At 34.5% G+C, this 13,580-nt stretch carries 10 protein-coding genes; 2 read left to right on the plus strand and 8 right to left on the minus strand.

Going from position 1 to position 13,580, the window contains the following annotated elements; translation table 11 throughout:
• The first annotated feature begins 60 nt into the window (after positions 1-60).
• Positions 61-1,440, plus strand: a complete 1,380-nt coding sequence (locus tag OOT12_RS05980; protein ID WP_264685255.1) for a hypothetical protein — start codon at positions 61-63, stop codon at positions 1,438-1,440.
• Positions 1,441-1,530: 90 nt separating this feature from the next.
• Here OOT12_RS05980 and rlmB read toward each other — a convergent pair whose 3' ends face one another.
• The gene (gene rlmB / locus OOT12_RS05985; RefSeq protein WP_264374582.1) at positions 1,531-2,298 is read right to left on the minus strand and encodes a 23S rRNA (guanosine(2251)-2'-O)-methyltransferase RlmB; all 768 of its coding nucleotides are present in this window, start codon (positions 2,296-2,298) and stop codon (positions 1,531-1,533) included.
• Positions 2,299-2,390: 92 nt separating this feature from the next.
• Between rlmB and OOT12_RS05990 the strand changes: the two genes are divergently transcribed.
• The gene (locus tag OOT12_RS05990; protein WP_264374581.1) at positions 2,391-2,882 is read left to right on the plus strand and encodes a Smr/MutS family protein; all 492 of its coding nucleotides are present in this window, start codon (positions 2,391-2,393) and stop codon (positions 2,880-2,882) included.
• On the opposite strand, the gene uvrC is transcribed toward OOT12_RS05990, so the two are convergent.
• The 7 genes from uvrC to nuoG form a co-directional block, all read right to left on the minus strand.
• A complete protein-coding gene (gene uvrC / locus OOT12_RS05995) occupies positions 2,862-4,697 on the minus strand; it encodes an excinuclease ABC subunit UvrC (protein ID WP_264685256.1) in 1,836 nt (611 codons plus the stop codon). The genes OOT12_RS05990 and uvrC overlap by 21 nt on opposite strands.
• Positions 4,681-6,789, minus strand: a complete 2,109-nt coding sequence (gene glyS / locus OOT12_RS06000) for a glycine--tRNA ligase subunit beta (protein ID WP_264374579.1) — start codon at positions 6,787-6,789, stop codon at positions 4,681-4,683. Before glyS ends, uvrC begins: the two co-directional genes overlap by 17 nt.
• Before the next feature lie 3 nt (positions 6,790-6,792).
• The gene (locus tag OOT12_RS06005; protein WP_264374578.1) at positions 6,793-7,632 is read right to left on the minus strand and encodes a glycine--tRNA ligase subunit alpha; all 840 of its coding nucleotides are present in this window, start codon (positions 7,630-7,632) and stop codon (positions 6,793-6,795) included.
• Between the two features lie 44 nt (positions 7,633-7,676).
• Entirely contained in the window at positions 7,677-8,435 is a 759-nt protein-coding gene (locus OOT12_RS06010; RefSeq protein WP_264374577.1) for a phosphatidylglycerophosphatase, read from the minus strand.
• A 663-nt stretch (positions 8,436-9,098) separates the two neighbouring features.
• Positions 9,099-10,097 (minus strand): porphobilinogen synthase, encoded by a 999-nt coding sequence (gene hemB / locus OOT12_RS06015; RefSeq protein ID WP_010404406.1) that lies wholly within the window; start codon positions 10,095-10,097, stop codon positions 9,099-9,101.
• Positions 10,090-11,115, minus strand: coding sequence for an NADH-quinone oxidoreductase subunit NuoH (nuoH, locus tag OOT12_RS06020; protein WP_264374576.1), 1,026 nt, complete (start codon positions 11,113-11,115; stop codon positions 10,090-10,092). Before nuoH ends, hemB begins: the two co-directional genes overlap by 8 nt.
• Positions 11,116-11,531: 416 nt before the next feature.
• Positions 11,532-13,580, minus strand: a complete 2,049-nt coding sequence (gene nuoG / locus OOT12_RS06025; protein ID WP_264374575.1) for an NADH-quinone oxidoreductase subunit NuoG — start codon at positions 13,578-13,580, stop codon at positions 11,532-11,534.

The raw sequence follows: 13,580 nt of genomic DNA on the forward strand, positions 1-13,580 counted from the left end.
TTTACGGAATTTATATTATTTTCATGCACATTATGGTTTTTATAATTAACGGAAAGTGATATGGCTAGTTTAACTTTTAAAGACAACTCTGGAGCAAATGTACCATCCCCTAACATTAAAAGCATAATTTATGAAGATGCTGCACAGAATAAGTATACCTTTGGTGTAGACAATGCTACTAATGTTTTCAACACTTTTAAGTATGAACCTAATGGTGCTGCTGAAATAGATTACAGTGCTACAGCAACAAACTTCATGACTGGAGGTGCAATTGCTACATTATTAGGTATTGGAACTAATGTAGATGCAATAAAAACTAAGACTGATTCTATTCCAGCTGACTTAAGCGCTGACTTAGTTACCATAAAAACTCAAGTCGGAACAGATCTGATATCAGGAATAAAGGCTAAGACTGATAAGATTACAGATACCTTAGGAGCTGATGTCATTGCTATAAAGGCTAAAACTGATACTATTCCAGCTGACTTAACAGCTAAAGTAACTGCTATAGAAACTGCTACAAATGCTGCTAATTTAGGAGACAAGGTTACTGCAATACAAACTAAGACTGATAAGATTACAGATACCTTAGGAGCTGATGTCATTGCTATAAAGGCTAAAACTGATACTATTCCAGCTGACTTAACAGCTAAAGTAACTGCTATAGAAACTGCTACAAATGCTGCTAATTTAGGAAATAAGGTTACTGCAATACAAACTAAGACTGATAAGATTACAGATACCTTAGGAGCTGATGTCATTGCTATAAAGGCTAAAACTGATACTATTCCAGCTGACTTAACAGCTAAAGTAACTGCTATAGAAACTGCTACAAATGCTGCTAATTTAGGAGACAAGGTTACTGCAATACAAACTAAGACTGATAAGATTACAGATACCTTAGGAGCTGATGTCATTGCTATAAAGGCTAAAACTGATACTATTCCAGCTGACTTAACAGCTAAAGTAACTGCTATAGAAACTGCTACAAATGCTGCTAATTTAGGAAATAAGGTTACTGCAATACAAACTAAGACTGATAAGATTACAGATACCTTAGGAGCTGATGTCATTGCTATAAAGGCTAAAACTGATACTATTCCAGCTGACTTAACAGCTAAAGTAACTGCTATAGAAACTGCTACAAATGCTGCTAATTTAGGAAATAAGGTTACTGCAATACAAACTAAGACTGATAAGATGCCTGCTGACTTAAACGCTGAGTTAATTAAGTTAACTACAATAGGAAATGCTATAAATGGTAATGGTCACGTCACTGAAGCTGCTAAAGCTGTACTAGAGAGCAGTTTCAAGCAAGCTATCACGGATGCTGGGCAAGAAGGTAGTGAATGGCTTAGAAATGAGATAAAAGAGATAGTGTCACAGCCATCCTTCGAGATTCCAACAGATTCAAGTTCACCTCTTTCTTGGGATTGGTAATGTAAGTGCTAGTGAATGACATCGCAAGATGTCATTCACTGTTGTCATTCCAGTATCACATACTGGAATGACATCCTTGTTTTATTGCAACTAATTTGCAGTTATTTTTGTTTTAATGTAGATGGAATATAGTCCTATTGCTGCTGCGTTTGAAACATTTAGACTGTTAATTACGTTTGACATTGGGATTTTTAAAAGATAATCACAATTTTCTTTAACTAGTCTCCGCATTCCTTTCTCTTCAGAACCAAAAACAATTACTCTTTTTTGCCCAAAATTCTTTATTTCATCTATATTTTCCTTTGCATTGCAATCAAACCCATAACACCAGTAGCCTATCTTTTTTAAAGACTCCATCGTCTTTACTATGTTTGTAACGTATATTAGAGGGACAATATCCAGTGCTCCACTTGCTGCTTTTGCGATAGATGCATTTTCGCCCGGCGAATGGTGATGTGGTAAAACCAATGCATCAATGTTGAAACAAGCTGAGGTTCTCAAAATCGAACCTATATTGTGTGTATCAGTAATTTGATCTAAAATGACTATAGTAGAGTTTTCACCTGAACCTTCAGCTATTTCTTCAATATTTAAGCTGTGAAAAATAGGAGTAACTTTTAAAGCAATTCCTTGGTGATTTACACCTTTGGGTAAAACATCATTGAACATTTTGTTCTCTACCAGTCGAGCTTTAATGCCCTTACTATCTGCACATTGTTTAATTTCTTTCTCAAATTCTCTGTAGAAATTTTCTGTTACTAACAGTTCTATACACCGCCTATTTTTGTTTCTTAATGCTGAGATACAAGTGTGCTTTCCGTATAGCCAAAAATTCTCATTAGCTTTTGATGATTTCATCTCATTATTGAAAATCAGTTTTTTATAGAATAAGCAATATTTTACTGTGTTTATATATTGTTGTAAAATTATGTGATTTAATTAATGCATTTATGTCGGATGATGAGTTAGATTGGCAAAAAAATGTTAAGCCAATAGAATGTGGCAAAGTTACTTTGAAAGTTGATCACAAAGTAAATATAAAATCTATGATTGATAAAGGTATCTCTGGCTTACAAGAAAATTTTCTTAATACTGATAATGGTGATTCATCATTTTGTCTTGACTACAATACAAAATTAAAGATCGATAGAGGCAAATATTTTATAAGCGATAAACTCGATTTGCATGGCTATAGTATAGATAATGCTTATTGTAAATTGATAGATTTTATTATCAAAAATTATCAAGCAAGGAATAGGTGCTTATTGGTAATTACGGGGCATGGTAATAGTACAGATAAAATAGACACTATAAAGAATAGCTTAAATAAGTGGTTGAATGACACAAAAGTTCGAAATATGATCTTATACTATCAGCAAGCCATAAAAAAACATGGTGGCAAAGGAGCTTTTTATGTCTTATTAAGAAGAAATAAAGGTTAATTTAGGAGTACCTTTCTTAGAATTCACGTGTTGAAGAATGATTTCTGCTAAACCTTTACTAATTCCAGGTACGTTTTGAATTTCAGCTAGAGAAGCTTTGCTTATGTTTTCTACCGAACCAAAATGAGACATGAGTGCCTTCTTTCTTTTACTGCCAACACCAGATATTTTACTTAATTGTGAAGCAAAAAACTGTTTATCGCGTTTTTTTCTATGCGAAGTTATCGCAAAACGGTGAGCTTCATTACGCAGCAATTGTAAATAAAGCATGACCTTGCTGTCACTTGCTAGAGTAAATTCTTCTCTGCTCGGCACATAAAATCTTTCATTTCCTGCGTTACGATCATGACCTTTCGCCATACAAGCAAAAGGAACGTTTATATTCAATATCTCCAACACATTCTGCACTATGGAAACATGTCCTGGCCCACCATCTATCAGTAAAAAATCAGGAATGATGTCTTTTATATTGCCAGAGAAACGTCTAGTCAGCACTTCTCTCATCATTTTATAGTCATCACCTGAAATTTCTTCTTTTATAGTAAATTTTTTGTATTCACTTTTTAAAAAACCTTCCTGCCCTGCAACAATCATCACACCAACTTGTTGATTTCCAGATATATGGCTATTATCATAAACCTCGATACGCTTTGGAATATTTGGTAACAAAAAGATTTTGCTAAGCTCTTCGAGCTTTTCTAGGTTATTTCTATAATCAGTAAGCTTCTGCTCTAGGCTATGCTTAGAATTATTGTAAATAAAATTCAACAAATCACGCTCTTTACTATTTTTTGCATACAAAACTTTTATTGATTTTTGAGTAAGAGCATAAAGTGCTTGTTCTATAATTTCCTTATCCTTAATAAAATCGGGAACGTAAATTTGTGCTGGTGGTGTGCTAACTGGATTATACAAATTGACCAAAAAGGTGGATAAAATTTCATCATTTGGATGATCACTACAATTCTCAATGAAGTAAGGAATGCTTCCATAGTTACCTTTATCTCTGAAAGATAGTACACCAATGCATGCTAAGTCTGCCTCACGTACAATGCTGAAGAAATCTGCATCTTCTTCAAAAGAAAAATCCATTGGCTGAATTTGAATTTGCTGAAGAAATTTCAATCGATCTCTATAGACAGCAGCAAGCTCGTAGTTCATCTCCCTACTGCACTTTTCCATTGTAGAAAATAGCTGTCTTTGCACTTCTTTATTCCTTCCTAGCAGAGTATCTTGTGCTTGTTTTACTGATTTGCAGTAATCATCTTTTGTAATTTTATCTACGCATGGTGCTGAACAGCGCTTAACTTGATACTCAAGACATGGTCTTTTTGTTGAAGAGAAATATTGATCTGAACATACTCTTAAGAGAAAAGCTTTTTGCAATGATAATATAGTGTTCTTAACAGCAGCGGCAGATGGAAAAGGGCCGTAGTAATGAAACTCATTCTTCTTAAACTTACCTCTATATTTCGCTATTCTTGGATAATCATGCTTAGAAATTGTTATATAAGGATAAGATTTTCCATCCCTAAGCAAAATATTATAAGATGGTTTTAACGATTTTATTAACTGTGCTTCAAGAAGCAATGCTTCGATTTCATTCTCAGTGATGAATATTTCAACCTTAATAACCTGTGAGATCATTACTCTGATTCGTTCAGAAAGGTTTTCGAATTGAAGGTAGTCGGATAATCTCGACTTCAAGTTTTTTGCTTTACCAATGTATAAAACCTTATTCTTATCTCCAACCATCTTATAAACGCCACAGGATTGTGGAGATGATTTGATTTGTTCCTTATATTGCCTGAGCATTTATCAATTGTTTAACCTGTATAAGGTTAAACTCTGCTACTAAATGAAAGGTAGAAACAACATTTGCAAGCAAAGATAACCTGTTTATTCTAAGCTCATTAGAATCACAGTTAATCTTTACACTGTCCATAAATTGATTGATAAACGGAGCAAAACGAGCAAGTTCATCAAGCGCTGTATTAAAGTCGTTATTTTCTATCGCTTGTTTGATGTTTTTACAAGCAGCTATAGCACAATTTGATAGCGCAATCTCCTCATCTTCAATCAAAAACTTCTTACTGTAAGATGCATTATAAGTAGTGCCATCACTTTTTCTCACTTTGCTCATCATGTTACTGGCTCTTTTATAAGTGCTTAGAACCTGTTCACCTTCTTTTGTACTAAGATAATGATCCAATATAACAGTTTGCTTTTCCGCTTTCAGCAGATCATTAATATCGACTTTATATAGTATTGAATCTACAACATCTTGCCTTATATTTCTATTTTTTAAAATAACCTTGAACCTTTCTAAGCAGAATTTAAATACTAGTTCTGAAATTTGTTTTTCACTTGGCTTATCAACTGGAGTTATATTTTTATTCAATAGAAGCCTTGAACATAAAGATACTGACTTATCTATCAGCAATCTAATTGGAATATGCAAATTATTTTCAAGTATTGTTCTAATTATACCAATTGTCATTCTCCGCAAACCAAACTGATCATACGAACCAGAGATTTTCTCACCTGCTGCAATTAAGCCAACCAAACTATCCATTTTGTCTGCAATAGCTACAGCAATCGCAGTAGGAGATTTAGGGCATTCTTGGTCCGATCCAATTGGCTTATAGTGCTCAGTTATAGCTTCCACTACTTCTTTATCCTCTTGAAAATAAGAAGCGTAGTATCCACTCATTACTCCTTGCAATCCCGGAAATTCTTTCACTATCAACGTTGCAAGATCTGCCTTTGCTAAATATGCAGCACGTTCAACTTTAATTAATGAAGCATGTGGAATAAATATCGCTATATACTTTGAAAGAGCGATAATACGCTTCACTTTTTCTTCTACGCTACCGAGCGAAGCATGAAATGAAATAGAGCTCAATTTTTTGACATAGTAATCTAGGTTTTCCTTCTTGTCTTGAGATATCAAAAACTGGGCATCAGCAAGACGTGCTTCTAATATTCTTTCATGGCCTTTGACAACTTCATTGTTGTTAACATTTACAACAGTAACAAAATGTGATATTTTCTGTCCATCACTTAAAGCAAGATACTTTTGCTGCGTATTAATTATACTAAGTATTACTTCCTTCGGTAATTCTGATGATTTTACTTTACCAAATAATACTATTGGCCACTCTATAAGCCCTGCCAATTCATTAAGTAAATAATCATTTTTTTCAAGTTGTAAGTTCTCCTCTTTTGTAAACTTATTAATCTGATCTAGTATAAATTGCTTTCTTTTGTCCAACTGGAGAATGACATTATTTTTTTCTAACAATTCAAAATAGTCTTTGGGTGTTTTAACAGTAAGTACTGCATCACCTGAAAGAAACCTATGACCACACGTCACGTTGCATGCTGTAACCCCTGCAAAAGATATAGGTATTATTTCGTCATTTAAAATACATAGAATATTTTTAATTGGCCTAACCCATCTCTCTTTTCTTTCACTCCATCTCATACTCTTTGGCCAAGAAAAGTTTTTTAGCATTTCCTCCAGTTGATTTTTGAGAAACCCGTTGATGTTAAATAAGCAGCTTTCTCTCTTAATGAAGTAAAAATCTTCATCATTTACTTTGCGAATGAGTAAATCTTCTTCACCTTTCCGATTTTTTCTCAAAAAACCTTCGATAGCACTTTTCGGTGCATTAACTCTTGGTCCTTTAATTTCATTGTTAGAATCTTTTAGCTCTAAAGCACTTATGCCATCAATAAAAAGAGCAATGCGACGTGCAGTCACATAAACTTCTATAGATGCAAATTTCACATTATTTTTACTAAAAGCATTAGTGATACAGCTCTTAACCTGAGCTGCAGATGAATTCTGCATTCTTGATGGAATTTCTTCTGAAAGACATTCAAACAATAATTGTGACAACATATTCTACTTTGCTCTATATAATTCACAGCATTTTTTTGTTAACTCTCTCACTCTACCAATATAGGCTGTACGTTCATTCACACCAAGCACACCTCTTGCATCAAGTAGATTAAGTAGATGGCTCGTTTTAATACATTGGTCATAAGCTGCTATCGGCAATTCTTTTTCAACAAGGAATTTACACAGTTTTTCTGTATCCTCAAACTGCTGTTGTACTACTTTAGTATCATAATAATCAAGTGCCAGGTAAGAAAACTCTCGCTCTCTTTGTTTAAAAATATCTCCATAAGTTGCACCGCTACCGTTCCACATTATGTCGTAAACATTATCTACACCCTGTATGCACATTGCTAAACGCTCTAACCCATATGCTACTTCACCAGGAATTATTCTGCAGTCAATACCTCCCACTTGCTGTATATAAGTAAGTTGTGTTACTTCCATTCCGTTGCATGTAACCTCCCAACCAAGACCGGATGCACCAACACTTGGGTTTTCCCAATCATCTTCAATAAACTTAATATCATATTCTTTTGTCGATACACCAAGAGCTTTTAAGCTATTTAAGTAAATATCTTGCAAATTGCTGCCAGATGGTTTTATTATAACTTGGTATTGATGATGCTGATATAAACGATTAGGGTTGTCGCCATAGCGTCCGTCTGCAGGTCTGATTACTGGTTGTAGATACGCAATTTTTGTTGATTTTTCGTCAATCGCTGACATGATTGTTGCGGGATGTAGTGTTCCAGCTCCAACTTCAGACGTATATGGATGAAGTATAGTACACCCTTCATCTGCCCAAAAATCTTGTAATCCCTTTATTATATCCTGTAGATTCACGCAAACTGTATATCTTTTAAACTGAATACATAAGCAAATAAGTACTATTCTATACTTATTTTTTTAATAGTGCCATGAAAATAGTCACTCAAGGCTATTGAACTTTCTTTTACATACTCAAATATGCTTTTATTTAAAACAATCGCATCATGCATAGTCAGATCGCAGAATATAAATGCAGTCAAGTACAATAAAATCACTGCATAAAACACATGAAAAATCCCTTCAAATGTGATTGATATTGCATTGTTATAACTAAGCTGTATCGTACTTATCGGCCATGGTTTTATTACTTCTACAATATTAAAAAATAAATAAGGTATTATAAAGAAAAAGAACAAATGCATAAGATCATTAAACCAAAATGGACATTGAAGTATTGCTTTACATATACTTAGATAGAATTTACTTACAATATAATAAATTGACATTATTGCCGGCATCGAAAGCGCAACAGTCAGCACCTGTCCTGATGCTATTTGTATTACTATATTCTCATCACTGCTAGCTGAAGGATCTTGAGTATGAAAAATAGATATGCCAACTAATTGCAGCACTAACATAACTATTGCTAGCTTGGTAAAAATAGCAGCTACAACTATGCCTGAATTCGGCATTTTATATAGTATAAAATCACCTCCGTATGTAAGCATTAATATAATGTCGGTAATAAATAATATTAGAAAAGAAGACCAATAATGCTGCCAACCCGGTAAATATCCTACTCCTAAAAAAGAGCTTACTATTTTGGCAGGAAAAACCTTGCCTAGCACCTTACCCAAAAATTGAAAAAAAATCCCCATGTCCTAACTAACACTTGACTTATATTTTTCACAATACTGAATTATAATGGACTTATCAATACACTTCTTGCATAGAAAAAAGGCAAATAGTTAAAAACGATCTAAATTTACCAATAACCGTTATCCCTTCTTTCTTCATATTATTGTCTCTATCCCAGTGCTCCTTTTCCTGTCATTCAAGTAGCCCCTTTGCGTCATTAGATCTCTTGCATAACTGGAATTCAAAAGTTGATGTCATTCCAGCTCATGACGCTGGAATCTAGTCTTTATTATGATTCAATTTGCGGTTAGTTTTTCTGGATCACAGTGTCACGCACTGTGATATGATGTCAGTATGTATAGCTAATTCAAAATATTAAAAAATTTACTAAATAAAAAAAAAGGCAAAAGAACCCCCTTATAGCGAATTTTATAATTTAAATTGGCATTGTAATAATGTGCTAACAAGCGCAATTTGGCTGAATGTAGAAAAAATAAAAAAGACATGCAGCCGCTATAATTTTATGTAATCTGCCAATATATACCTGAGTTTTTTACTGAATTTTTGTTGTTAAATCTGCAGAGATTAAAAACAAGGATAAATACTCTTATTGATATGATAAGGAAAGTGGGAAGGTTTGTCAAGTCACTTCGGCCAGCTACCTACTTAGATGTTCCACACTGCTAAGTAGATACCAAATTTTTTGCAACATCAAGTGCAGCATAGGTAAATATTGCACTTGCACCTGCACGTTTAAAACCAATTAAGGACTCATAAATCACTCTGTTATAATCCAGCCAGCCATTATTTGCTGCAGCTTTTATCATTGCGTATTCACCGCTTACTTGGTAAGCAAAAATCGGAAAATTAAACTTTTCACTTGCTGTTTTTATTACATCTAAGTATGGCATACCCGGCTTTATCATAATAAAATCTGCACCTTCATCTATATCCATTTCGATTTCGCAGATTGCTTCACGTGCATTTCTATAATCCATTTGATAACCACTTTTGTCGATGAAATTTGATGATGCGCACGAACCGACAACTTGCCTGAACGGCGCATAGAAGCTAGAACAGTACTTTACTGCATAGGACAATATTGACACATTCTGAAAGTTATTATCATCCAATGTTTTTCTTATTTTTCCTATCCTGCCATCCATCATATCAGAAGGAGCAACTATATCGCATCCTGCTTTTGCTAAAACAAGTGCTTGCTTACATAATGCTGACACAGTCTCGTCATTTTCTACATCTATCCTACTGCTTTTTAAAATGCCATCATGACCGTGAGTAGTGTATGGGTCTAGTGCAATGTCTGCAATAATGCCAATATCCGGTACATTTGATTTTACAGCACAAATTGCTTTACAGATTAAATTGTCAGGATTGTACGCTTCCTCGGCGTTTTCAGATTTTAGTTTACTATCAACTACAGGAAAAATTGCAACAGCATTAATCCCCGAGTCCTTAGCTTTCTGAATTATAGAAATTAATCCATCTATTGAATAACATTTGATATCAGGTAAGCCAGAAATTGGCTCAATTGTTTCTTCTCCGTCATGAACAAATAAGGGAAAAATCAAATCATTTACTGATAAAGTGCTTTCACTTGTTAAATTGCGAATCCACTTGCCTGAGCGCCTACGCCTTAACCTTGTATTTGGGAAATTAAACATTGGATCCAGGCAAATTCCCAGTAAAAAGCAACACTCCTGAAATGAGTATTACCCAAAGTACCGATATTGGCAAAAATACTTTCCAACCAAGACGCATTAATTGATCATAACGATAACGAGGTATTGTAGCTCTAATCCAAACAAATATAAACAAAAGTACAACTATCTTCAAAACAAACCAGATTAAACTAGGAATTTTATACAGCAAACTAAGCTCTAATGGAGGATACCACCCTCCTAGAAAGAATATTGTCATCATAGCGCTTGCTAAAATCATATTTGCATATTCTCCCAAGAAAAAGAGAGCAAAAGGCATTGATGAATACTCGACGTTATACCCAGAGACGAGCTCTGCTTCAGCTTCTGGTAAGTCAAATGGGTGACGATTAGTTTCGGCAAGCAAAGAAATAAAAAATATTATTCCTATAGGCATTAGTAATAAATCAATCCAAAATGGCATATTATGTTTCGCTACCACCATCTCTCCAAGATTTAATGTGCCAGTTGTAATAACAACTGTAGCAACTATTAGACCTATTGAAACTTCATATGAAATCATTTGAGCAGCTGACCTTATAGCGCCAAGAAATGCATAATTAGAATTACTAGACCAGCCTGCAATAATAATGCCATATATTCCCAAAGAGGATATAGCTAGCACATAAAGCACTCCAACATTAATATTTGCTATTACCTTAGGGATTATTACCTGCTGTCCATTTTCTGTAATTATTTCAGCTCCAAATGGTATAACTGCCCAGGAAATTAATGCTAAAATAAAGGTGAGCATTGGAGCCATAATAAACAGTATGGTGTTTGCTCTAAATGGTATTATCGGCTCTTTAATTATCAATTTGATAGCATCTGCAAATGGCTGTAGTAGCCCAAATGGCCCTACTACACTTGGACCATGCCTTAGTTGAATTGCACCAATAACTTTACGCTCAAAGTACACTAAATATGCTACTGAAAGCAAAAGTGGAATAAGAAGAAAAAGAATATCAAATATCAAGTACATGCAACCCTAAATCAAAAAAATAGTTCATAATTGTGGCAATAAAAAATACAGCAAATGCTCTAGACACAAAAGACAATGTCCCTATTGAAATCAATAGGACAACACTTTTCTGTACAGCATTTAGCTTAATAGAATAGTAAAATGATATGCATATGAATGACACTAGTGACATCATAATTAAGATCATTGTGAGAGGCAAATAATTCCCTCTTCCCTCGGTAACTATAATAAATGTTATTGCCATCCATACATATCCTTCCGTAAATAGTGCAATAATATCATTGATAAAATCAACTAGCTTATAAACGAACTGTTTTTCTAATGTATTTTGTTCTTTACACAAAAATATAGAGTTTAATTTTCGTTGAAAATATACCAGAATTATTAGTAATAATGGTGTTAGAATAAATAAAATATTAAGTAGAGTGTTCATAAAAATTCTTAGTACAATCTGCCATTATTTTTGAAGCGCGACTTATTGAGTCTGTCATATAAAAATTACACTTTTTTAGAGTGAAAGAGATATTACTTAATTTTATTTCATCACAGGTAATTGGTACCCATTTGTTTTTCACCACTTGGTCAAGATCTCTAAACTGTGGACCAATAGTGTATAATTTCTTCCTCACATCAAATAAATTATCGTATAGTAAGGAAAGGCCCAAATATTGGGATAAATTTTTTATAATCAACCAATCTTCCTTTGCTTCACCAGGAGGAAAAACAGCTAAATTTGTTCTCTGTACTCGCCCTTCAGTATTTACATAAGTTGCATATTTCTCTGTGTAAGCAGCTCCAGGTAGAATAACATCTGCTATGTGTGCTCCACTATCACCATGATGGCCTTGATAAATTACAAATGTACTTTCTAACTTTGATATATCAATTTCATCTGCGCCAAGAAGATAAACTACTTCTATCTCACCACTTTCTGCCTGTTTTAGCATCTGATTAATGTCTTTTCCACCTTTGCTAGGAACAAATCCAATATCGAGTCCACCAACCCTTGCTGCAGCCTTATGCAGTACGTTAAAGCCATTCCAGTCATCTCTGATCATGTTAAATTTTTCTGCAATTTTGCCAGCTAGAGCTAAAACTGATTCAGAATCATCTCTTATTAATGCATCTTGACCGATAATTAGCATAGGGTTCTGAGCCGCACTCAGTAACTCGCAGAATTTGTGATTTCCCTCTTCTATTTCTTTTAGAACGTTTGGACCATCACCTAATCTTTCAACATTATATAGATATTCAAGATTAGGACCAATATTTGCAATAGTGAAATTACCTTGTAAATATCTCTTTCTCAATCTTGCGTTAATTATTGGTGCTTCTATTCTTGGATTTGTATTTATAAGCAGACATAAATCTGCATTTTCTATACCCTCAATAGTGGTGTTGAATACATATGACCCACGATTATTTGATATAAGCTTTGCTCCATCTTGCCTACAATCTATATTCCCCGAGCCGAGCTTCTGCATCACTTCTTTGAGTAGAAGCATAGACTCACAATCTGCTAAATCACCTGCAATTGCAGCTATTTTATTTGATTTTGTATTCTTTAATTTCTTTGCAGCAACAGTTAGTGCTTCATTCCAATCAACTGGGGCTAATTTACCATCTTTTTTTACATAAGGTTGATCAAGACGCTGAACTTTTAGTCCATCATAGGCAAAACGGGTTTTATCTGATATCCATTCTTCATTTACCTCTTCGCTCAGCCTTGGTAATATTCGCATAACTTCCAGGCCACGATAATCAACTCTAATGCTACTTCCCACAGCATCTAGCACATCTATAGTCTCACAATGTGATAGCTCCCATGGACGCGCTGTAAAGGAGTAAGGCTTTGAAGTTAAAGCCCCTACCGGGCAGAGATCTATGATATTTCCAGATAATTCAGAACTAATATGCCTTTTTATGTAAGTGCTAATCTCTACATTTTCTCCCCTTCCGATTCCTCCAAGTTCATTTGTACCTGCAACATCAGACAAAAATCTAACACATCGAGTACAATGAATGCATCGATTCATCGCAGTCTCAATCAGTGGACCAAAATGTTTTTTTGGCACAGCTCTTTTATGCTCATCAAGTCTGCTTATTCCTTTCCCATAAGCCATTGTTATATCTTGCAAATCGCACTCACCACCTTGATCACAAATTGGACAATCAAGTGGATGATTAATTAGTAAAAATTCGAGCACTCCTTCACGCGCCTTTTTTACCTTGGGAGTATCCGTGTGAATAACCATACCCTCTGCAACTGGCATTGCACAAGAAGCTACTGGTTTTGGAGGGCCACCCTCAACTTCAACCAAACACATTCTGCAGTTACCAGCAATTGCTAAACGCTCATGATAACAAAACCGCGGAACTTCAACGCCCACAACTTCACAAGCTTGAATTATAGTGAGCCCATGCTCTACTTCACATTCCTTAGAATTAATAGTAACTTTAACCAC

Source organism: Wolbachia endosymbiont (group B) of Parapoynx stratiotata, assembly GCF_947250635.1.
GTDB lineage: Bacteria > Pseudomonadota > Alphaproteobacteria > Rickettsiales > Anaplasmataceae > Wolbachia.

Bases quoted from the DNA above. Each gene is read 5' to 3' on its own strand.
- OOT12_RS05980 (WP_264685255.1), top strand. From the start codon at position 61: ATGGCTAGTTTAACTTTTAAAGACAACTCTGGAGCAAATGTACCATCC.
- rlmB (WP_264374582.1), bottom strand. From the start codon at position 2,298: ATGAAATCATCAAAAGCTAATGAGAATTTTTGGCTATACGGAAAGCAC.
- OOT12_RS05990 (WP_264374581.1), top strand. From the start codon at position 2,391: ATGTCGGATGATGAGTTAGATTGGCAAAAAAATGTTAAGCCAATAGAA.
- uvrC (WP_264685256.1), bottom strand. From the start codon at position 4,697: ATGCTCAGGCAATATAAGGAACAAATCAAATCATCTCCACAATCCTGT.
- glyS (WP_264374579.1), bottom strand. From the start codon at position 6,789: ATGTTGTCACAATTATTGTTTGAATGTCTTTCAGAAGAAATTCCATCA.
- OOT12_RS06010 (WP_264374577.1), bottom strand. From the start codon at position 8,435: ATGGGGATTTTTTTTCAATTTTTGGGTAAGGTGCTAGGCAAGGTTTTT.
- hemB (WP_010404406.1), bottom strand. From the start codon at position 10,097: ATGTTTAATTTCCCAAATACAAGGTTAAGGCGTAGGCGCTCAGGCAAG.
- nuoH (WP_264374576.1), bottom strand. From the start codon at position 11,115: ATGTACTTGATATTTGATATTCTTTTTCTTCTTATTCCACTTTTGCTT.